Source organism: Lentzea sp. (assembly GCF_036380075.1).
Lineage (GTDB): Bacteria > Actinomycetota > Actinomycetes > Mycobacteriales > Pseudonocardiaceae > Lentzea.
Map to the genome: position 1 here is coordinate 1 of NZ_DASVFL010000331.1, position 21,208 is coordinate 21,208.

Consider the following 21,208-nt stretch of genomic DNA (forward strand, 5'->3'; position numbering starts at 1 on the left):
GGTGTCAACTCGACACGCTTTTCGTCGAGTTGACACCCCTCCTCACGTGTGGCTCGCTCTGCCCCGGTTCGTGACGGGACCACCCCACCCGAACCGCACCACCCACACAACAGCAAGCCGCCCAACGCAACAGGCGTGCCATCAACCCACGAACGGCGCCGGCCCGGTCTTTGATCAGCTGGCGGGGCCCGGGGCGGAGCCCCGCGCTTGAAACCTACGGACGAACCAACGGCGGATAAAGCACCCGAGCACCCCCACGCCGAAACAAAGCAGCAGGCCGCCCCCCATCCCGAGAGGTCGTCTCCCCAGTAGCAACCAACAACCCCTCAACCCCGGTAACTTTCCGATGAAAATTACGGGGATCCAAAGAAACCCCCCAAACAATCTCATAAACCCGCCGCAACTCGGCCACAGTGAACTCAGCGGGACAAAACTCAGCCCCCAACGGCGTGTACTCCAGCTTGGCCCGAGCCCGCTCAACCCCATCCCTCAAAATCAAGAAGTGATCGAACGCAAGCGACGACACACCCCCAACCGGCACCCAAGCGGCTTCAGCAGCATCAGTCCCGGCAACCGGCACAGGCAGATCAGCCGCCAACGCCAGATAAGCAACAGAGACGACCCGCATCCGAGGATCCCGCCCAGGCTCCCCATAGGTCCCGAGCTGCTCCAGGAACAACCCGGAGACCCCGGTCTCCTCACCGAGCTCCCGAACAGCGGCATCCCCGACCGACTCGGCCACCTGGACGAACCCCCCAGGCAACGCCCACTGCCCCGAGAACGGCTCCTCCCCCCGCCGAACCAGCAGCACACAGAGCTCGTCCGCTCGCACGGTCAGCACCACCAGGTCGACCGTGACCGCGAAGGGAGGGAAATCACTTGGCGAGTACACCCGGCGAAGCATAGACTTATCGTCAGATCGACGACAAGCACGCCGACGACCGGACGACGACCGCACGAGGAGCAGGCAAATGGCCGACATCAGCAGGTACCCGGGCTTCCGCCACCTCAGGGGAGCCCCCACGGTCCACATCAGACACATCAGGAAGGGCAGGCTCGTCCACGAGGGCACCGGCCAGAGCTTCTGGTTCCGCCCCAGGACCGCCGTCCTCTCCGAGGTCCCGGTGGACGACCGCGAACTGCCGATGCTCTTCCACGCCAGGACCCGTGACTACCAGGACGTGACGGTCCAGCTGACGGTCACCTACCGCTGCACCGACCCGGAGACCGCCACCAACCGCATCGACTTCTCCCTCGACCCGGACACCGGCACCTGGCGCCAGGACCCGTTGAGCCAGATCGCCAACACCCTCACCGAGAGCACCCAGCAGCACGCCCTCAAGATCCTCGCCACCCTGGACCTGGAGGAGGCGATCAAGACCGGCGTGGAACGCGTCAAGGCGGCGGTGGCCGAGAACCTGCGGGCGGACCACATCGGCATGGAGATCATCGACGTCCGCGTCGTCGCCATCCGCCCGGACGCCGACATGGAGAAGGCCCTCCAGACCACCATCCGCGAACGCGTCCAGCAGGAGGCCGACAAGGCCACCTACGAACGCCGGGCCGTCGCGGTCGAACGCGAACGGGCCATCAGCGAGAACGAGCTGAAGAACCAGATCGAGCTCGCGAAGAGGGAGGAGCAGCTGGTCGTCCAGCGCGGCGCCAACGCGCTCAAGCAGGCCGAGGACAACGCCAGGACGGCCAAGATCGCCAACGAGGCCAAGGCCGAGGGCATCCAGCGGCTCGCCGAAGCCGAGGCCGCGGGCGAGAAGGCACGCCTCGACGCCTACCGGGAGATCCCCGAGAGCACCCTCTACGCGCTGGCCGCGAAGGAACTGGCCGGCAACCTCCCGGAGATCGGCAGCATCACCCTGACCCCCGACCTCATCCAGCCCATCCTGAACAGGCTCGCCCGATGAGTCTCGCTCCCAGAATCGTGCTGGTGCACCGGCGCACCGAGCTGACAGAGTTGCTGGCGAGGCACGGGACGAGAGGACAGGTCGAGTTCTTCCTCAAGTCCCGCGGCAGAACCCTGGACGAGGTGGTGGACCGTGACCAACAGACCCGAGCAGCGCTGGGAGAGGTCGGCGCCGCGATCCCGCTGGACTGGCGCCGCGGCGTGGTCGAGAGGGAAGACCTGTCGCGGTTCCTGTTCGCGCCCGAAGACGTAGTCGTCATCGTCGGCCAAGACGGCCTGGTGGCCAACGTCGCCAAGTACCTGGACGGCCAGCCGGTGATCGGCATCAACCCGGACCGGGGCGTGCTGGCGACGCACGCCCCGTCCGACGCGGCCGAGCTCCTGCGCAGCACGGCCGACACCGAGGACCGCACGATGGTCGAGGCGACGTCGGACGACGGCCAGACCCTGTTGGCCCTCAACGAGATCTACGTCGGCCACCCCGGCCACCAGACCAGCCGGTACCGCATCGGGAACGAGCGCCAGGCGTCGTCCGGCATCCTGATCGGCAGCGGCACCGGCGCCACGGGCTGGTGCAGCTCCGCCCACCGCGAGCGCGGGAGCGCGATCCAGCTGCCCTCCCCGACCGAACGCAGGCTCGCGTGGTTCGTCCGCGAGGCGTGGCCGTCGCCAAGCACCGGTATCGAGCACACCGAGGGTGAGATCACCGGCCGGCCGCTGACCGTCGACGTCGAGTCCGACGGCCTGGTGGCGTTCGGCGACGGCATCGAAAGCGACGCGCTACGCCTCGGCTGGGGCCAGCGACTGACCGTCGGACTCGCCGCCCGCCGGCTCCGCCTCGTGCGCTGAGCCGATTCCCAGCAGGCACGCGCCGGACAGCACGGCACCCGCGACCAGGTACACCGCGATCGCCCAGGTTCCGGTGCGCAGCAACGACTGCGCCACCAGCGGCGCCAGCCCGCCGCCCAGCACGGCACCGAGCTGGAAGCTCAGCGCCACCCCGCTGTAGCGCACGCGCGTCCGGAAGAGCTCGGCGAAGTAGGCGGCCGACGGGCCGAACAGCGCCGCGGAGCCCACGAACCCGAGCACCATCGCGAACGTGAACCAGCCGGAGTCCGTCAGCCAGAACAACGGGAACGCGAACGCGGCCTGGAAGATCGCGCCGCCGAACATCACCGGGAACCGCCCGACCCGGTCGGAGAGCAGCCCGAAGGCGGGCACCGCGACGACCTGCGCCGCCGAGCCGACGACGACCGCCACCAGCAGGTCGTCCGCGGAGATCTTCAGCGCCGTGCGCCCGTAGCCGATCATGAACACGCTCAGCACGTAGATGAAGATCGTGAACCCGAGGTTGACGCCCGCGCCCAGCAGCACCACCCGCCACCGGTCGCGCAGCACCTCGGCGATCGGCAGCCGCGACTTCTCGGCCCGCGCGAACCGCGGGCTTTCCGTGACGCGCAACCGGATGTAGAGCCCGATCCCGACCAGCACGACCGAGAACAGGAACGGCAACCTCCAGCCCCACGACAGGAAGTCCGGGCCGGACGCGCGCGACGACACGTACATCGCGAGGTTCGCCAGCACGAGACCGACCGGCGACCCGATGAACACCCAGCTGCCGTACCAGCCCCACCGCCCCGGTGGCGCGTGCTCGACCGCCATCAGCGAAGCGCCGCCCTGTTCGCCGCCCATGAAGAAGCCCTGCACGATCCGCAGCAGCACCAGCAGCAACGGCGCCAGGATGCCGGCCTGGGCGTAGGTCGGCAGCAGCCCGATCAACGCCGTCGACACGCCGGTGACCGACAGCGTGACCACGAGCATCGCGCGCCGGCCGATCCTGTCGCCGAGGTGGCCGATCACCGCGCCGCCGAGCGGGCGGGCGAGGAAGCCGGCGCCGAACGTGGCGAACGCGAGCAGCACGCCGACGCGCGAGTCGAACTGCGGGAAGAAGATCTTGTCGAACACGAGCGCGGAAGCCGTGCCGTAGAGCAGGAAGTCGTAGAGCTCGATCGTGTTGCCGACCGCCGACGCCACCGCGACCTTCCGGACCCCCGTCATCGTTCCAGCCTGGTGGAGGGATTGACACCGCGCAATGCCCCGGTCACCCTTCGACTACGTTCCTACTGCTCAGTAACGAGGTAGCAATGACGCGCCGAGTGACTGTCATCTCCCTGCTCACAGCCATGATCGCGGCCTTGCTGGCGCCGCACGCCGGCGCCGCCCCGCGGTACCGGAACTACGTCTCGCTCGGGGATTCGTTCGTGTCCGGGCCGTTCATCCCCGTGCAGCGGCTGGATCCGCTGAGCTGTTTCAAGTCCACGCAGAACTACCCGTCGGTGCTCGCGAAGAGCCTCGGGATCGCGAACTTCACGGACATCTCCTGCGGTGGTGCGCAGACAAAGGACATGGCGGGTGTGCAGAGCGGCATCCCCGGCCAGTCCGTGCCGCAGTTCTCCGCGCTGAAGGCCGACACGGACCTCGTGACGATCTCCATCGGCGGCAACGACATCGGCTTCTCCGACATCATCCTGACCTGCGCCGGCAAGAGCGTCGCCGACCCGTTCGGCGCGCCCTGCAAGGCGAACTACGGCGACTCGCTCGCCCAGCGCGTCGCCGCCACCGCGCCGAAGGTCGCCGAGGTCCTCGGCGGCATCAAGCAGCGCTCCCCCAAGGCCAGGATCGTCGTCGTCGGCTACCTGCGGATCCTGCCGCCGTCGGGCGGCTGCTGGCCGGTCGTGCCGATCTCGCGCGGCGACGTGCCGTACCTCGACGGCCTCCAGCAGCAGCTCAACGGAATGCTCGGCACCCAGGCGCAGGCGGCCGGTGCCACGTTCGTGAACCCCTACGACATCAGCCTCGGCCGCGACACGTGCGCGGCGCCGTGGGACAAGTGGGTCGAGGGCATCATCCCGACGAGCCTCGCGTTCCCGGTTCACCCGAACGCGAAGGGCATGGCTGCGGTGGGTAAGCAGGTCGCCGGCGCACTCGCCGGGACGGCGCTCACGGGCGTCTAGTTGCACGGCGTGACGGCGGTTTACACGATCCGGTGTTACCGCTGAGTTGGTTGGAGATCCGGGTCCTCGCCGCGCCAAGGTGGTGGCATGGCAAGGACCCGACTTCTTTTTGCCTGTCTCGCGCTCGCCGCACCGCTCTTCCCCGCGACGGCCCAGGCAGCGTCCATCGTTCCGGAGTACGGCGTGGTGCTGTCGGTGCAGCCGCAGATGGGCGTGCTCAGCACCACCGAGCTGCGCTGCGCGCCCACGGGCGGGCTGCACCGCCACGCCCAGCAGGCGTGCGACCAGCTCATGCCCGTCCAGGGCGACTTCCGCCGGCTGCGCAAGGCCGACGCGATGTGCACGATGGAGCTGAACTCGACCAAGGCCACGCTGCGCGGCCGGTGGGGCACCAAGCGGATCGACTTCCAGCAGACCTACTCGAACCCGTGCGTCCTGCGCGCGGCCACCGGCAAGGTCTTCGACTTCTAGCCGGTCCACTACCGCGTCACCGGTGTTCCAGCACACCGCCGTCGTGCTGGAACACCGGTGGCGTTCCGCCTGAAGTCTCAGGGAAGTGCACCTAGGCTGCGGTCCATGGGGGACTTCCTGGTCTACACGATCGGCTTCCCGGTCACGTTCGTGCTGCTCGTCCTGGGCATGTCGCTGGCGGCGCGGCGGATCCTGGGCCTGCGCGTCGGGCTCGTCCGCACCGGACTGGCGTGCCTGCTGGCGATGTCGATCGCCACGGGCCTCTTCGGCGAGACGACCGCGACGCCGACGACGTCGCTCGCGACCATCCAACTGGGACTGTCGCTGCTCGTCGTGATCGGCCTGCTGGCGTTCGCCGAGATCGTCGTGCCGACCGGCTCGATCCCGCCGCCCACCGAGTGGTGGGGCATGGCGCGGCGCCGGATCGCCCGCACCCGCCGCTACTCGCGCATCACCGCGATCGCCTTCCGCCACGGCCTCGGCCCGTACCTGCGCGGCCGCGAACGGTCCGGCACGGGACTGGCGCGGTCGTTGCGGCTCGCGTTGCAGGACGCGGGCGTCACGTTCGTGAAGCTCGGCCAGGTGCTGTCCACCCGCGCCGACCTGCTGCCGCAGGACTTCGTCGACGAGCTGAGCCTGCTGCAGGACAAGGTGCCGCCCGCGCAGTGGGACGACGTCCGCGCGTTGCTCGACACCGAGCTCGGGCCGGACGCGTTCCGCGAGATCGATCCCCAGCCGCTGGCCGCGGCCTCGATCGCCCAGGTGCACCGGGCGGTGCTCGCGTCGGGCGCCGAGGTCGTCGTGAAGGTGCAGCGGCCGGACGTGCGGGCGGTGGCCGAGGGCGACCTGGACATCGTGTCGCGGCTGGCGGAGACGTTGCAGCGCACGCGGTGGGGGTCGGCGCTGGGCGTGCGCGACCTGGCGGCCGGGTTCGCGGCGGCGTTGCGCGAGGAGCTCGACTTCCGCGTCGAGGCGCGCAACATCGCGGCCGTGGCGGCGGTGTCGGACTCCTCGGTCGGGCTGCCGCACGTCCACCAGTCGACGTCCCGCGTCCTCGTCATGGACCGGCTCCACGGCGTGCCCGTGCGCGGCGCCGCCGAGGACGAGGGCCTCGCGCGGACGTTGCTGCGGTTCGTGCTCCGGCAGGTGATGCTCGACGGCGTCTTCCACGCCGACCCGCACCCCGGCAACGTGCTGCTGCTGTCCGACGGGCGGCTCGGCCTGCTCGACTTCGGCTCGGTCGGCCGGATCGACTCCGGCCTGCGCGCGGCGTTGCAACGGCTGCTGCTCGCCCTCGACCGGAGCGACCCCGCCGGGCTGACCGACTCGTTGCTGGAGCTGACCTCGCGCCCGGAGGAGATCGACGAGCAACGGCTGGAGCGCGCGCTCGGCCAGTTCATGGCACGGCACCTGGGCGCGGGCATGCGGCCCGACGTCGAGATGTTCGGTGACCTGTTCGCGCTGGTGTCGCGGTTCGGGCTGAGCGTCCCGCCGGAGATCGCCGCGGTGTTCCGGACGCTGGCGACGCTGGAGGGCACCCTGGGCGTGCTGTCGCCGGGCTTCAACATCGTCGTGGAGTCGCGGGCGTTCGCGGCCGAGCAGATCTCCGAGCGGCTCACGCCCGAGTCCGTCCAGCGGACGATGACCGAGGAGCTCCAGGCCGTCCTGCCGATGCTGCGCAGGCTGCCGCGGCGGATCGACCGGATCACCGGCGCGGTCGAGCAGGGCCGGCTGAGCATGTCGGTGCGGCTGTTCGCGGACGAGCGGGACAGGTCGTACGTCACCGGACTCCTGCACCAGGTGATGCTGACGGTGCTGGGCGCGACCGCGGGCGTGATGGCGGTGCTGCTGCTCGGGTCGGCCGGCGGGCCACAGGTCGCCGCCGACGTGGGCCTCTACCAGGTCTTCGGTTACAACCTGCTGATCATCAGCGTCCTGCTGGGCCTGCGCGTCGTCGTCGCCGTGTTCCGGCCCCGTGCGTGAGACGCCTAGAACTGCGCCTGCTCAAAACTGCCGGCGGTAGACCGACACGTCGTCGCGCCAGACGCCGAAGTGGTCGGGTGCGGACTGGACGATCGTCATCTCGTTGAGGTTGCCGAGGATCCGCCACGCCCGCGCAACCGCTTGCGCGCCCGCGTAGGCGATCGTGCAGAACATCCGCGGCTCCACGACGGTCCGCACGCGGTCGACCGCGCCGACGCTCATCGGCGTGTCCTGCCAGAGGTCGAGCGTGTACCCGGTGCGGATCGGGTCGCCGGAGCCGAGCACGCCCTCGATGCTCACGACCAGGCGGTCCCCGTCGAGGCGGAGGTCGTAGTGACCGCTGCGGGGAGGGGTGCCGCCGGTGTACGCGGAACGCGCCGGATCGAGCACCCAGTGGCCGAGGAACGGCACGAGGTCGTCACCCATGTGTGTCTCCTTCGCGGAACCTGCGCCACTGGCGGATTGTCCGGCGCATCGACGTGTACGACCATCACCCGATGAGTTATGAGACGGGCGTTCGGTGGAAGTGGATACCGGCCGTCGTGCTCGGCTTCGTGCTGCTGAGCTGGATCGTGTTCGAGGCGTTCGACCTCATCGACTTCGCCGGAGTCGTGGCGTGGGTGCGAGGCATCGACCCCCTGTGGGCGGCGGCGGCGATCTTCGCCCTGCTCGTCGTGGACGTGCTGCTGCCCGTGCCGTCGACCCCGCTGATCGTGCTGGCGGGAACGGCACTCGGCCTGCCCTTCGGGCTGGCACTCGCGATCGTCGGGTCCCTGGGTTCCTCTGCCGCAGGGTACGCCCTGGGGAGGTTCGCGGGCCCCGTCCTCGTCCGCAGGGTGGTGACCATCGAGGAGCTGACCGAGATGCGGCGGTGGGGCCGCCAGTTCGGGCCGTGGTTCTTCGGGGTGGCCCGCGGGATCCCGATGATGGCGGAGACGGTGTCGGTGTCCGCGGGGGTGTCGCGGGTGTCGTTCCGCAAGTTCATGTTCTTCACGCTGATCGGCACCATCCCGATCTGCGCCGCCTACGTGTTCGCCGGGTCGCAGGCCGACACCGTCGAACAGATCGTGATGATCAGCGCCGTCGGGTTCCTGCTCACCGTGGGGCTGTTCTACCTGCTGCGACGACTGGTGAAGACGGCCCCGTGAAGTCCGCCGCGTGAGGGTTCCCCGACGCGGAGAACCCTCACACTTACTATCAGTTAGCGCTGTGACCAGCTATGATGCCGGGATGGACTTCAACGTGTTCGCGAAGGCGTGCCCGTCACGTCCCTTGCTGGAGCACGTCACCGGCAGGTGGGGCGGCCTGACGGTGGGCGCGCTCCTGGACGGCTCGCTGCGCTTCAACGAGCTGCGCCGCCGCGTCGACGGGATCAGCGAGAAGATGCTGTCGCAGACCCTGCAGGCCCTCGAACGCGACGGTCTGGTGCACCGGGAGGCCCAGCCCACCAACCCGCCGCGCGTCGACTACAGCCTCACGCCGCTCGGGCGCGAGACGGCGGAGAGGCTGCTGTCGTTGATCCAGTTGTTGCAGGCGCGGATGCCCGAGGTGCTGGAAGCGCAGAAGGCCTACGACGCCCGCTGAGCCCCGGTGCGGCTCAGCACTCGATGACGTTCACGGCGAGCCCGCCGCGGGCCGTCTCCTTGTACTTCACCGACATGTCCTTGCCGGTGTCGCGCATGGTCTTGATGACCTTGTCGAGCGACACGAAGTGCGAGCCGTCGCCGCGCAACGCCATCCGCACCGCCGTGATGGCCTTGATCGACGCGACGGCGTTGCGTTCGATGCACGGGATCTGCACCAGGCCGCCGATCGGGTCGCAGGTCAGGCCCAGGTTGTGCTCCATGGCGATCTCGGCCGCGTTCTCGACCTGCTCCGGGGTGCCGCCCAGGACCTCGGCGAGGCCGCCGGCCGCCATCGAGCAGGCGGAGCCGACCTCGCCCTGGCACCCGACCTCGGCGCCGGAGATCGACGCGTTCTCCTTGAACAGCACGCCGATCGCGCCCGCGGTCAGCAGGAACCGGACCACGCCGTCGTCGTTGGCCCCCGGCACGAACCTCGTGTAGTAGTGCAGGACCGCCGGGACGATGCCGGCCGCGCCGTTGGTCGGCGCGGTGACGACCCGGCCGCCCGCCGCGTTCTCCTCGTTGACCGCCAGCGCGAAGAGCGTGACCCAGTCCATGACGCGCAGCGGGTCGGTGACGAAGTGCTCGCCCTCCAGCCGTTTGCGCATCTCGGCGGCACGGCGGCGGACCTTCAGGCCGCCGGGCAGCACGCCGTGCTCGGTGCAGCCGCGTTCCACGCACTCCTGCATGACGTGCCAGATGTGCAGCAGCCCCGACCGCACCTCGGCCTCGGTCCGCCACGACAGCTCGTTGGCCATCATGATCTCGCTGATCGACAGGCCCGTCTCGCGGCAGCGCGCGAGCAGCTCGTCGCCGGTCAGGAACGGGTGCGGCAACGGCGTGGTGTCCGGCTTGATCCGGTCGGTGCCCGAGGCGTTCTCGTCGACGACGAACCCGCCGCCGATCGAGTAGTAGACGGCGTGCTCGACGGACACCCCGCCGCTGAACGCCTCGAAGCTCATCCCGTTGGGGTGCAGCGGAAGCGACTTGCGGCGGTGCATGACCAGGTCCCGGTCGTGCCGGAACGAGATCTCGTGCGAGCCGCCGAGCCGCAACCGTCCACTCGCGACGATCTCCTCGACGCGGCCGGCTGCGGCCGCCGGGTCGACCTCCTCGGGGAGGTTGCCCTCCAGGCCGAGGAACACGGCCTTGGGGCTGCCGTGCCCGTGGCCGGTCGCGCCGAGCGAGCCGAACAGCTCGACGTGCACGCCGTCCACTTCGGACAGGCGCTCGCCGAGCTTGTCGACGAACATCGCCGCCGCGCGCATCGGGCCGACGGTGTGGGAGCTGGACGGCCCGATGCCGACGGAGAACAGGTCGAAAACGCTGATCGCCACTGATCAGTCCTTCGTGGTGGTGGAGCGGTCAGTCCGGGACATGTCAGTCGGACTTGATGAGCTCGGCGTACTTGGCCGCCGTGAGCAGGTTCTCCGCCGACTCGACGCGGACCTTGAACAGCCAGCCCTCGCCGTACGGGTCGTTGTTGACGATCGCCGGGTCGTCGACGACGGCGCCGTTGACCTCGATCACCTCACCGGTGACGGGCGAGAACAGGTCGCTGACGGACTTGGTGGACTCGAGCTCACCGCACACGGCGTTCGTGACGACCTTCGCGCCGACCTCGGGCAGCTGGACGAAGACGATGTCGCCGAGGGCGTCCGCCGCGTACTCGGTGATTCCGCAGGTCAGCGGGTCCTGGGTGCCCGGCGTCCAGTCGACCCACTCGTGCTCGGTGGTGTAGAGCAGGTTCTCGGGGAACTGCACGGCGACTCCTCTGGCTGATGACGGGTCAAGGACACACTTGCGCCCCCTCCGCCGTGCAGAGTTGCCTACTCCGAGTGGTCTTGCTGCCTGAGAGTGTGCGGGAGCTTGCCCCTTCGGCGCCCCGACTCCGTCGTCGAGGTCTCTCCCACTCGGGTTCTGGCGCTGACGCGCCGCGGCCGGTCTTCAGTTCTCGGGGGCGAACGCTATGTGCGGCCCCCGCCGGGTGTCAACGCGAACGGGTCGAGTCACACGCGAGCGCAAACCGAGTCGCTCTGTCCTAGATGAACAACCACACAGGTGGCTGATAGTGCGATCAGCACAGTGACATGACCTTCCCACTGCCCCACATTGTGAGATGTCGGCCACCGAACGGAGGAGTCATCGTGCGGATCGCAGTTCCTCGCGAGATCAAGAACCACGAGTACCGCGTCGCTCTCACCCCTGCCGGTGCACACGAGCTGACCAGCCGCGGCCACGACGTGTTCGTCGAGCAGGGCGCCGGCCTGGGCTCCGCGATCACGGACGAGGAGTACCTCGCCGCGGGCGCCAAGGTCCTCGCGACCGCCGACGACGTGTGGGCGGAGGGCGACCTGGTCCTCAAGGTCAAGGAGCCGATCGCCGAGGAGTACCCGCGCCTGCGTGCCGGACAGACCCTCTTCACCTACCTCCACCTCGCCGCCGACAAGCCGCTGACCGAGGCGCTGCTCGCGTCCGGCACCACGGCCGTCGCCTACGAGACCGTGCAGCTGCCGAACCGCGCGCTGCCGCTGCTCGCCCCGATGTCCGAGGTCGCGGGCAGGCTCGCCCCGCAGGTCGGCGCGTTCGCGCTGATGAAGCCCTCCGGCGGCCGCGGCGTGCTGCCCGGCGGCGTCCCCGGTGTCGCCCCGGCCCGCGTGGTCGTCATCGGCGGCGGCGTGGCGGGCGTCAACGCCGCCACCATCGCCGCCGGCATGGGCGCGGACGTGGAGATCCTCGACACCAACGTCGACCGCCTGCGCCAGATCGACGCGCAGTTCCAGGGCCGCCTGCGCACGCTCGCGTCCAACGCGTTCTCCGTCGAGCAGGCCGTCCGCGAGGCCGACCTGGTCATCGGCGCCGTGCTGGTGCCGGGCGCCGCGGCCCCGAAGCTCGTCTCGAACACGCTGGTCGCCCAGATGAAGCCGGGCTCGGTGCTCGTCGACATCGCGATCGACCAGGGCGGCTGCTTCGAGGACTCCCGCGCCACCACGCACGCCGAGCCGACCTACGAGGTCCACAACTCGGTGTTCTACTGCGTCGCGAACATGCCGGGCGCCGTCCCGCGCACCTCGACCTACGCGCTGACCAACGTGACGCTGCCCTACGCCGTCGCGCTGGCCGACAAGGGCTGGGAGAAGGCGCTGAAGGACGACCGTTCGCTCGCCCTGGGCCTCAACGTCCACGCGGGCAAGCTGACGAACGGCCCGGTGGCCGAGGCGACCGGCCTCGCGCACACGCCGCTGGAGTCCGTCATCTGAAGACCATCTGAATGAATGAGGCCCCCGCACGCGTGAATCGCTGCGGGGGTTTCGCCTATCTCAGGGCTTTGACGCGCGCCTTGATGCCGTCGATCACGCAGTCCAGCCCGAACTCGAACTGGCCCTCCAGCGACCAGATCTCCTGCTCGTCGAGCATCCTGACGTAGTTGGGGTGCTTCTCCCGGTACATGTCGGCGATCTTGCGCAGGTCGGGCGGCGGCGAGTCCATGCCGCCGCGACCGATGAAGTTGACCTCGGCGACCACGTAGCCGGTGGTGAAGCTCGACACCGTCGAGATCGACTGCGCCGCCGCGGCCAGCGACAGACCGGCCCTCAGCATGGGCCCGAACATCGCGTCGGACATCGCCACCGCCTTGGGGCCGATGCTGTTGAACTCCCCGATGTTCTTGACCCACCAGGGGTGGCGGTGCGCGATCTGACGCATCGCGTGCATCATCCCGCGCACCGCGGTCTCCCAGTCGTCATCGGGGCTGGGCAGCGGGAACTCGCCGTACACCTCGTCGAGGCACAGCTCGATCAACGCGTCCTTCGTCGGGACGTGCCAGTAGAGCGACATCGGTGCCGCGCCCAGTTCCGCGGCGAGCTTGCGCATGGACAGCTTCTGCAGACCGTGTTCGTCCAGCATCTCCATCGCCTTGCGGACGACGACCTCCCGGCTCAGGCCGAGGGGCCCGCCGCCGCTGGGCCTGGGCTTGCTGAACCACACGCTCTCCACGTCACGATCCTAGGCACGCCTGAGCAGAACGCTGGCCACCACACCTCCCAGGAACACCGCGACGGCACCGATCACCAGGCTGACGCTCATGCCGTTCGAGAACGCCTCGCGCACGACGGTGACGTCAGCGCCGCTGTGCAGGGCCTCGCTCAGGGACCGGCCGGGAACGCCGTCCGGCAGCGAGGCCGCGAACCGCGCCGACAGCAGCGCGCCCAGCACGGCGATGCCGAACGACGACCCGAGCTCCGTCAGCGTGCCCGACAGCCCGGACGCGATGCCGGCGCGTTCCGGCGGGATCGACCCCATCAGGGCGTTGACCGCGACCGGTTGGGACACACCGACTCCGACGCCGATGAGGACCAGTCCGGCCAGCGTCGGCGGGTAGGTCGTGCCGACCGACAGCAGCGCCACGCCGCCCGCGACGACCGTCATGCCGAGCAGCATCGCCCGGCCGGCGCCCAGCCGGATCACCAGCTGTCCCAGCGTGTTGCTGGTGACGAGCAGCGCGATCGCCATCGGCGCCACCCGGACACCGGCCTCCAGCGGGCTGTAGCCGAGCACGCCCTGGAGGTGTTGCGTCAGCAGGAAGAGCGAGCCCGCCATGCCGAACGCCGCCAGCACACCGGACGCCACCGCGCCGGTGAAGCGGCGGTCGGCGAAGAACCCGAGGTCGAGCATCGGGTCGGTGGTGTGCCGTTCCCACAACGCGAATCCCGTCATGGCCACCAGCCCGACGGCCACGGGCACGCCGAACTCCGGCGAGCCGAACCCGTGCTCCGGCACCGAGATCACCGCGTACACCAGCGCGACCATGCCGATGATCGACAGGATCGAGCCGATCACGTCCGGCTTGCGGACGGTCGGGTCCCTGGACTCCGGCACCAGGAACGCGACGGCCGCGATCGCGAGCACCGCCACCGGCACGTTGACCAGGAACACCGAGCCCCACCAGAAGTGCTTGATCAGCGCGCCGCCGATCACCGGTCCCGCCGCGAACCCGAGGCTCGTGACGGCGGCCCAGACACCGATCGCCTTGGGACGTTCCTTGTCGTCGAACAACTGCATGAGCACGGCCAGCGTGCCCGGCATCAGCACGGCGGCGCCGATGCCCATGAAGCCGCGGGCCGCGATCAACGCCTCGGACGACCCCGCGTAGGCCGCCACCGCACTGCCGGCGCCGAACAGCAGCAACCCGGCCAGCAGCGCCTTCTTGCGGCCGAACCGGTCGCTCAGTGAACCGGTCGTGAGCAGCAGGCCCGCCAGCGCGAGCGAGTAGGCGTTGATCATCCACTGGATGTCCGCGGTGCCGGCCTGCAGACCGGTGGAGATCGACGGGATCGCCACGTTCAGCACGGTGTTGTCCAGCACCACGACCATCACGGACAGGCACAGCACGCCGAGCACGGCCCAGCGCTGCGGGTGCGGGCGCACCCCGACCTCCTCGGTCGTCGAAGTCATCTCGTCCCCCTTACGGTGTACGAGCAACTTACAGCGTACGAGAGCCTCGGGCGCAAGAGGATTTTCGGGCGGGGCATGCCGAGAAAGGCTGAAGAGCTCAGAAGGTGCTGAGGAAAATAAAGGGCGGCCGCGCTCAACCAGCCTGGGGGTCACTGGGAGCGGGGCCGCCGTCACCAAATATAGCGGGCGCAGGCGCGGCGCGCCCAGCACCCCCGCCCAAACGCGACGGAAAAGTTTCCCCGACTGGACCACTGCCCGTGTCGGGCCCGTCCAGCAAACGAGTGAATTCCCGGGCGCGCGGTGCGGCGAGCAGGGGCGACGGCCGATGAAGACGGAGTCGGGTGTCCCTCGATAGGAGATTCCATGGCTGAACCACAGGGATGGATCCACTGCCACGACCCGTTCGGTCGCGACAGGTCGATGACCGTTCTGGTCGAGAACGACCGGGTCCTGCTGGTCACCCCGCCGGGCGAGACGGCTGTGATGTCCGCCACCCAGACGCGTCGGCTGGGCTCTTTGCTCGACCAGGCGACGGCGAAGATGTGATGGACGAGATCCTGCGCGACGCGGTGCTGCAACGCTTGGCGCTGCTCGACGAAGCGGCCGAACGGGGCGGGGCGGAGGCGCTGGTCCCGCTGGCCCGCGCGGAGATCCACCGCCTCGCGGACGGCTGGCGCCTGCTGCTCACGGTGCACCAACCGGACGAAGACGGCCGGTGCAGGGCGTGTCCCGGCTGGTTGCGGCGCCGCCGGTGGCCGTGCCAGGTCTGGAACACGGCGCACCAGCACCTGATCGGCGAAGGGGTGCTGCACCGCGAACGGCGCAGGCCGTTGCGCAACCCGTTCACCCGGTCGGGCGTTGTCGACATCCCGGCGCAGGCGCCGCCCGAGGGGCCTGCGGAGATGACCACCGAGCTGCCGATCTTGGCCGGTGATCCGCGGGTGGTGCACCGCGCTCCCGTCGTGTCCCGTCCCAAGCACGCCTTGCCGGACTGACGAGTCAGGCAGGATGGGCCGCATGCATGACGGCAGCGGCCTCATCGCGGTCCAGAACCTGACCAAGCAGTTCGGTCCGGTGACCGCGGTGCAGAACCTGAGCTTCACCGTGTCACCCGGCAGCGTGACGGGCTTCCTCGGCCCGAACGGCGCCGGGAAGACGACGACCCTGCGGATGCTGCTGGGTCTGGTGAAGCCCACGAGCGGCACGGCGACGATCAACGGACGACCGTTTCACCAGCTCGGCCAGCCCGGCCGGGTGGTGGGCGCGGTGCTGGAGGCACAGGGGTTCCACCCGAACAGGACGGCGCGCAACCACCTCCGCGTCTACGCGGCCGCCATCGGCGTCCCGGACGCGCAGGCCGACCAGGTGCTGGGCCTGGTCGGCCTGGGCAGCGCCGCCGATCGCGCGGCCGGCGGGTTCTCGCTGGGCATGAAGCAGCGGCTGGCGGTGGCCACCGCGCTGCTCGGCGACCCGCAGGTGCTGGTCCTCGACGAGCCGGCGAACGGCCTCGACCCCGAGGGCATCGCCTGGCTGCGCAACTTCCTCCAGTCGTTCGCGCGGATGGGCCGCACCGTGCTGATTTCCAGCCACCTGCTGGCCGAGGTCGAGCAGACCGTCGACCAGGTCGTGATCGTCTCGCGCGGGCAGACCATGTACTACGGGCCGCTGGAGCACCTGCGCCGGCAGCAGCAGCGCCGCGTGTTCGTGCAGCCGTCGGACGTCGGCGCGCTCGCGACCGCGTTGCAGGCGGAGGGTGTGCAGGCGCTCGAACAGCTCCCCGACGGGCGGCTCGCCGTGTCCGGTGTGGACACCCGGCACGTCGCGGACGTCGCGTTGCGCGCGGGCGTGTCGATCTACGGGATCCAGGAGGAGCAGGCCGACCTGGAACAGATCTTCTTCCGGCTCACCAGCGGTCAGTACGCCGGCCAGGCCCCGGTCTCTCCGTACCAGCAGCAGGGTGGGTGGGCCTGATGGGCAGCCTCGTGCAAGCCGAGCTCCGCAAGACCACGACGACGTCGCTGTGGTGGGCGCTCCTGATCCCGACCGTGCTGATCGCGCTGGGCGGCGGTCTGCTGTCCGGCCTGTTCGGCCAGTCGTTCGTCGAGGTCTTCTCGAGCTCCGAGGCCGAGCAGCTCTCCGACGCCCTCGGCGTGACCCCGGACCAGTGGAAGTTCGCCCTGCTCGGCATCGGGCGGACGATCAACCTCGCCACGCTGTTCCCGTTGGTCTTCGGCGCGCTGGCCATCGCCAACGAGGTCGGCACCCGCACCATCACGACGACGTTCCTGACGGCGCCGTCGCGCGTGCACGCCATGTCAGCCAAGCTGCTGGTCTACGCGCTGTGGGGCGCGATCTACGGGCTGGCGATCATCGGGTCCACCGCTCTCGGCGTCGTCGTCACCAGCAAGACCGGCCAGATGCCCGACGCGGGCGGCTGGGCCATGCTGGCCCTGGTCTGCGTGCTGGCGTCGATCCTCATGACGATGTTCGGCGTCGGCGTCGGCGCGCTGGTGTCCAACTCCGCCGGCGTCGTCGTCCTGCTGATCATGTACTTCCTGGTGGTCGAGAACGTGCTCCAGTTCGGGCTGCGGCTCTCGGGCACGCCGGAGACGGTCATCGGGTTCCTGCCGAACGGGTCGGTGGACGGGCTCACCGGCACGGTCGCGGTCGACCTGTTCCTGGCCAAGGCCGGGGTCGTGCCGGAGGAGGGCGTCTACTGGCTGCGGGTCATCGCGGGCGCCGGCGGTGCGCAGGCGTGGTGGCTGTCGGGCCTGATCTTCCTCGCGTGGGTGGTCGCCGCGTTCGGTGGCGGCTGGGCCAGGATGACGAGCAAGGACATCACCTGACCTGCGGTTCCTGACGTCACACTTTTATGTCGGACCCCAGACGTACTGTGGGTTCCGTGACGAAGGGCTGGATCCGCCGACTGACCGCAGCGTGCTGGCAGCACCCCCGACTGGTGGTGCTGTCGGTGGTCGCCGCGGTCGTCGGCGTGGGTCTCCAAGCGGCGGGGCCGTTGCTGCTCAAGACCGCGATCGACGACTCGACGGTGGGCCGCACGGACCGCCTGTGGCCGCTGATGGTGGCGTTGGTCGTGCTCGAGGTGCTCACGTTCGGGTCGGCGTTCCTGCGCCGATATCTGGGCGGGCGGCTCGCGCTGGGCGTGCAGCACGACCTGCGGCTCGGCGTGTTCTCGGCCGTGCAGCGGCTCGACGGGGCCAAGCAGGACGAGCTGCGCACCGGGCAGATCGTGTCGCGGTCGATCACCGACCTGCAGCTGGTGCAGTCGTTGCTGATGATGGCGCCGCTGGCGGTCGGCACGATCGTGTTCGCGGTGGCCGCGCTGGCCGCGATGATCTACCTGTCGGTGCCGCTGACGATCATAGCGGTGGTCGTGCTGCCGCTGGTGGCGTGGCTGGCGGGCCGCACCCGGCTCACGTTGTTCCCCGCCACGTGGTCCGCGCAGCAGCGGGCGGCCGACCTGGCGCAGCACGTCGAGGAGACCGTCACCGGCGTCCGCGTGGTGAAGGGTTTCGGCCAGGAGGCGCGCGAGGTCGCGCGGCTGGAGAAGCACGCCAAGTCGCTGTTCGCGGAACGGATGCGCGCGGCAAAGCTGTCGTCGACGCCCCTCGCGACCGTGACGGCGCTGCCGTTGATCGGCCAGGTCGCGGTGCTCGGGCTGGGCGGCTGGCTGGCGTTGCACGGCCAGGTCACGCTGGGCACGTTCCTGGCGTTCACGACGTACGTGGCGAACCTCGTGGGGCCGACGCGGTTGCTGTCGAGCCTGATGGTGTCGGCGCAGCTGGCCCGTGCCGGCGTGGAGCGGGTGTACGAGCTGATCGACTCGCAGCCGGACGTGACGGACGGCCCCGGTAAGGTGCCGTCCGGACCGCTCGGGGTCTCGTTCTCCGGCGTGACGTTCGGCTACGCCCGCAGCGAGCCGGTGCTGCGCGACTTCTCGATCTCCGTGGAGCCGGGCGAGACGCTGGCGCTGGTCGGCACGGCGGGGTCGGGCAAGTCGACGGTGTCGTTGCTGCTGCCGCGGTTCTACGACGTGCACTCGGGTTCCGTGCGGGTCGGCGGGGCGGACGTGCGCACGTTGCGGCTGGAGTCGTTGCGCGGCGCGGTGGGCGTGGTGTTCGAGGAGGCGTTCCTCTTCTCCGACAGCGTGTTCGCGAACATCGCCTACGGCAGCCCCGACGCCTCCCGCGAGGAGGTCGAACGCGCCGCCAAGGCAGCCGAGGCCCACGACTTCATCCAGGCCCTGCCGCTCGGCTACGACACGGTGGTCGGCGAACGCGGCCTCACGCTGTCCGGCGGGCAGCGCCAGCGCGTCGCCCTGGCCCGCGCCCTGCTGTCCGACCCGCGCATCCTGGTGCTGGACGACGCGACGTCGGCGGTCGACAACGCGACGGAGGCGGCGATCCACGCGACGCTGGCCTCGGTGACGGCGAACCGCACGACGCTGCTGGTGGCCCACCGCCGGTCGACCCTCTCGCTGGCCGACCGGATCGCGGTCCTCGACGCGGGCCGCGTGGTCGACATCGGCACGCACGAGGAGCTCACCTCCCGCTGCGCCCTCTACCGCGACCTGCTGGCGGGCCCCGGCGAGGCGATCGAGTCGACGCCGCCCGCCCGCACCGGCGAGCTGTGGCCCGCGCTGTCGCAGGACGACCTGGACCAGCGCCTGATCGACGAGGCCAAGACCTCCACGCCCGCTTCCTCCGCCTCGGCCGGTCGCCGCGGCGCAGGAGGCGGCGGTGGCGGAGGCATGGGCGGTGGCATGGCCGCACTGGCCGGCGGCCCGCCCACGGCCGAACTGCTGGCCCAGGTCCGCGCACTCCCGCCGGCGACCGAGTCCCCGGTCCTGCACGGCGAGGACCCGCGCGCCCCCGATCCGGGCTTCCGCCTGGCACGCCTGCTGCGCCCGGTCCGCTGGGCCCTGGCCGGCGTGGCCGCCCTGGTCGTGCTCGACGCCCTGGTGGGCATGGGCCTGCCGGCCCTGGTGCGCCTGGGCGTGGACGGCGGCGTCACGACGGGCACCCAGTCGTCGCTGTGGCTGGCCGTGGGCCTCGGCATCGGCCTGGTCGCGATCGGCTGGCTCACGACGGCGGGCAGCACCGTCTACGCCGCACGCCTGGGCGAGCGCCTGCTCTACCTGCTCCGCGTCCGCAGCTACGCCCACCTGCAACGCCTCGGCCTCGAGTACTACGAGCGCGAGATGGCCGGCCGCATCATGACGAGGATGACGACGGACGTCGACGCCCTGTCGACGTTCCTCCAGACCGGCCTGGTCACCGCCGTCATCAGCCTGGTCACGGTCGTGGGCATCACCGCGGCCCTGGTCTTCACCGACGCCTCGCTGGCCCTGATCGCCCTGTCGGTGGTCCCGGTCCTGGTGCTCGCCACGGTGGTTTTCCAGCGCCTCTCCTCCACCGCCTACGCGGAGGCCAGGGAACGCGTGAGCGCGGTGAACGCCGACCTCCAGGAGAACGTCTCGGGCCTGCGCGTCTCCCAGGCCTACACGAGGGAACGCCGCTCAGCGGAGGCCTTCGCCGCCCGCAGCGACGCCTACCGCCGCTCCCGCCTGAGGGCCCAGCGCTACATCGCCACGTACTTCCCGTTCGTGGCAATGCTTTCGGGCGTGGCCCAAGCCGTCGTCCTGGCAGTCGGCGCCCACCGCGTGGCGACGGGCACCCTCACCCCCGGCATCCTGCTGGCGTTCCTGCTGTACCTGGGCCTGTTCTTCAGCCCGATCCAGCAACTCTCCGGCGTCTTCGACGGCTACCAGCAGGCAAGGGTGGGCCTGCGCCGCATCGGCGACCTCCTCCGCACCCCCAGCACGGTGGAACCGCCGAAGTCCCCGGTCCCGGTCCCACCCCGCCTGCGGGGCGAGGTGGACCTCCGCAACGTCTCCTTCACCTACACAGGAGCCGACCAACCGGCCCTGGCCGACGTCACCCTGCACGTCAGCCCAGGCGAAACCGTCGCCCTGGTGGGCGAAACAGGCGCAGGCAAGTCCACTTTGGTCAAACTGATCGCCCGCTTCTACGACGCCACCACAGGCACAGTGGCAGTGGACGACGTCGACATCCGCTCCTACGACCTCTCCGCCTACCGCCAACGCCTGGGCGTGGTCCCCCAAGAAGCCCACCTCTTCGGCGGCGACATAGCCGACAACGTCGCCTACGGCCGCCCAGAAGCCACAGAAGAAGAAATCCAGCGGGCAGTAGAAGCCGTAGGCGCCCTCCCCATGGTCGCCACCCTCCACAACGGTTTCCGCCAACCGGTGGGCGAACGCGGCAACCAACTCTCAGCAGGCCAACGCCAACTGGTGGCCCTGGCCAGAGCAGAACTGGTGAACCCGGACATCCTGCTCCTGGACGAAGCCACAGCAGCCCTGGACCCAGCCACCGAATCAGCCGTCCTGGCAGCCAGCGACCACTTAGCGGGCGCCCGAACCACCTTCGTGGTAGCCCACCGCCTGGCCACAGCCGCACGCGCCGACCGGATCATCGTCCTGGCCAACGGCCACATAGTCGAACAGGGCACCCACACCGACCTCTTGGCAGCCAACGGCACCTACGCCCGCCTGTGGCGCCACGGCACCACAGAGGCCGCCTAGCAGCAGCCCAGGGACCACGCGAAGCCGAAGGCGAGCCGTGTAAACCCCCGCACTTCCAAGCGACGCCGAAGGCGAGCAGTCACCCCTGACGCCGATTAGAGCCGGTGAACCCACCCGT

General features: G+C 70.0%; 20 protein-coding genes and 1 riboswitch. Of the genes, 13 read left to right on the forward strand and 7 right to left on the reverse strand.

The genetic code is table 11. From position 1 onward, the window contains the following. Positions 1–214: 214 nt before the first annotated feature. Positions 215–904: an NUDIX hydrolase gene (locus VF330_RS35005; RefSeq protein WP_330856017.1), complete on the reverse strand. Its 690-nt coding sequence runs from the start codon at positions 902–904 to the stop codon at positions 215–217. A 67-nt stretch (positions 905–971) separates the two neighbouring features. On the opposite strand from VF330_RS35005, the gene VF330_RS35010 reads away from it, so the two are divergent. Both VF330_RS35010 and VF330_RS35015 read left to right on the forward strand, forming a co-directional pair. Continuing rightward, entirely contained in the window at positions 972–1,919 is a 948-nt protein-coding gene (locus VF330_RS35010) for an SPFH domain-containing protein (protein WP_330856018.1), read from the forward strand. Then, positions 1,916–2,767 carry a hypothetical protein gene (locus tag VF330_RS35015; RefSeq protein ID WP_330856019.1) on the forward strand — a complete coding sequence of 284 codons (852 nt, stop codon included), beginning with the start codon at positions 1,916–1,918 and terminating at the stop codon, positions 2,765–2,767. Before VF330_RS35010 ends, VF330_RS35015 begins: the two co-directional genes overlap by 4 nt. Here the strand turns inward: VF330_RS35015 and VF330_RS35020 are convergent. After that, entirely contained in the window at positions 2,699–3,976 is a 1,278-nt protein-coding gene (locus VF330_RS35020) for an MFS transporter (protein WP_330856020.1), read from the reverse strand. The genes VF330_RS35015 and VF330_RS35020 overlap by 69 nt on opposite strands. Before the next feature lie 86 nt (positions 3,977–4,062). On the opposite strand from VF330_RS35020, the gene VF330_RS35025 reads away from it, so the two are divergent. From VF330_RS35025 to VF330_RS35035, 3 genes are all read left to right on the forward strand, one after another. After that, positions 4,063–4,932, forward strand: a complete 870-nt coding sequence (locus VF330_RS35025; protein ID WP_330856021.1) for an SGNH/GDSL hydrolase family protein — start codon at positions 4,063–4,065, stop codon at positions 4,930–4,932. 87 nt (positions 4,933–5,019) lie between these two features. Further along, positions 5,020–5,403 (forward strand): SSI family serine proteinase inhibitor, encoded by a 384-nt coding sequence (locus tag VF330_RS35030; protein WP_330856022.1) that lies wholly within the window; start codon positions 5,020–5,022, stop codon positions 5,401–5,403. A gap of 105 nt (positions 5,404–5,508) precedes the next feature. Beyond that, complete coding sequence (locus VF330_RS35035) at positions 5,509–7,386, forward strand: ABC1 kinase family protein (RefSeq protein WP_330856023.1); 1,878 nt, start codon at positions 5,509–5,511, stop codon at positions 7,384–7,386. A 21-nt stretch (positions 7,387–7,407) separates the two neighbouring features. On the opposite strand, the gene VF330_RS35040 is transcribed toward VF330_RS35035, so the two are convergent. Next, positions 7,408–7,812 carry a hypothetical protein gene (locus VF330_RS35040; RefSeq protein ID WP_330856024.1) on the reverse strand — a complete coding sequence of 135 codons (405 nt, stop codon included), beginning with the start codon at positions 7,810–7,812 and terminating at the stop codon, positions 7,408–7,410. 71 nt (positions 7,813–7,883) lie between these two features. On the opposite strand from VF330_RS35040, the gene VF330_RS35045 reads away from it, so the two are divergent. Together VF330_RS35045 and VF330_RS35050 are read left to right on the forward strand one after the other, a co-directional pair. After that, positions 7,884–8,534: a VTT domain-containing protein gene (locus tag VF330_RS35045; RefSeq protein WP_330856025.1), complete on the forward strand. Its 651-nt coding sequence runs from the start codon at positions 7,884–7,886 to the stop codon at positions 8,532–8,534. Between the two features lie 82 nt (positions 8,535–8,616). Next, entirely contained in the window at positions 8,617–8,970 is a 354-nt protein-coding gene (locus tag VF330_RS35050) for a helix-turn-helix domain-containing protein (protein WP_330856026.1), read from the forward strand. Between the two features lie 13 nt (positions 8,971–8,983). Here VF330_RS35050 and VF330_RS35055 read toward each other — a convergent pair whose 3' ends face one another. Both VF330_RS35055 and gcvH read right to left on the reverse strand, forming a co-directional pair. Further along, positions 8,984–10,348 (reverse strand): L-serine ammonia-lyase, encoded by a 1,365-nt coding sequence (locus VF330_RS35055; RefSeq protein WP_330856027.1) that lies wholly within the window; start codon positions 10,346–10,348, stop codon positions 8,984–8,986. Positions 10,349–10,391: 43 nt separating this feature from the next. Beyond that, the gene (gcvH, locus tag VF330_RS35060) at positions 10,392–10,775 is read right to left on the reverse strand and encodes a glycine cleavage system protein GcvH (RefSeq protein WP_330856028.1); all 384 of its coding nucleotides are present in this window, start codon (positions 10,773–10,775) and stop codon (positions 10,392–10,394) included. 65 nt (positions 10,776–10,840) lie between these two features. After that, a riboswitch (glycine riboswitch) is annotated at positions 10,841–10,933 on the reverse strand. 225 nt (positions 10,934–11,158) lie between these two features. Between gcvH and ald the strand changes: the two genes are divergently transcribed. After that, positions 11,159–12,271, forward strand: coding sequence for an alanine dehydrogenase (gene ald, locus VF330_RS35065; protein WP_330856029.1), 1,113 nt, complete (start codon positions 11,159–11,161; stop codon positions 12,269–12,271). Between the two features lie 55 nt (positions 12,272–12,326). Here the strand turns inward: ald and VF330_RS35070 are convergent, their stop codons facing one another. Both VF330_RS35070 and VF330_RS35075 read right to left on the reverse strand, forming a co-directional pair. Beyond that, positions 12,327–13,007 (reverse strand): TetR/AcrR family transcriptional regulator, encoded by a 681-nt coding sequence (locus VF330_RS35070; protein WP_330856030.1) that lies wholly within the window; start codon positions 13,005–13,007, stop codon positions 12,327–12,329. A 9-nt stretch (positions 13,008–13,016) separates the two neighbouring features. Continuing rightward, a complete protein-coding gene (locus VF330_RS35075) occupies positions 13,017–14,465 on the reverse strand; it encodes an MFS transporter (RefSeq protein ID WP_330856031.1) in 1,449 nt (482 codons plus the stop codon). A 363-nt stretch (positions 14,466–14,828) separates the two neighbouring features. On the opposite strand from VF330_RS35075, the gene VF330_RS35080 reads away from it, so the two are divergent. The 5 genes from VF330_RS35080 to VF330_RS35100 are packed head-to-tail and all read left to right on the forward strand — an operon-like array spanning position 14,829 to position 21,090. Further along, positions 14,829–15,011 carry a hypothetical protein gene (locus VF330_RS35080; RefSeq protein ID WP_045312139.1) on the forward strand — a complete coding sequence of 61 codons (183 nt, stop codon included), beginning with the start codon at positions 14,829–14,831 and terminating at the stop codon, positions 15,009–15,011. Continuing rightward, positions 15,011–15,460, forward strand: coding sequence for a hypothetical protein (locus tag VF330_RS35085; protein ID WP_330856032.1), 450 nt, complete (start codon positions 15,011–15,013; stop codon positions 15,458–15,460). The genes VF330_RS35080 and VF330_RS35085 overlap by 1 nt, the downstream gene beginning before the upstream one ends. Before the next feature lie 22 nt (positions 15,461–15,482). Beyond that, positions 15,483–16,436: an ABC transporter ATP-binding protein gene (locus tag VF330_RS35090; protein WP_330856033.1), complete on the forward strand. Its 954-nt coding sequence runs from the start codon at positions 15,483–15,485 to the stop codon at positions 16,434–16,436. Continuing rightward, positions 16,436–17,311, forward strand: a complete 876-nt coding sequence (locus tag VF330_RS35095) for a hypothetical protein (RefSeq protein ID WP_330856034.1) — start codon at positions 16,436–16,438, stop codon at positions 17,309–17,311. The genes VF330_RS35090 and VF330_RS35095 overlap by 1 nt, the downstream gene beginning before the upstream one ends. A 26-nt stretch (positions 17,312–17,337) precedes the next feature. Then, on the forward strand, positions 17,338–21,090 hold the full coding sequence (locus VF330_RS35100; RefSeq protein ID WP_330856035.1) for an ABC transporter ATP-binding protein: 3,753 nt from the start codon (positions 17,338–17,340) through the stop codon (positions 21,088–21,090). Positions 21,091–21,208 lie beyond the last annotated feature (118 nt).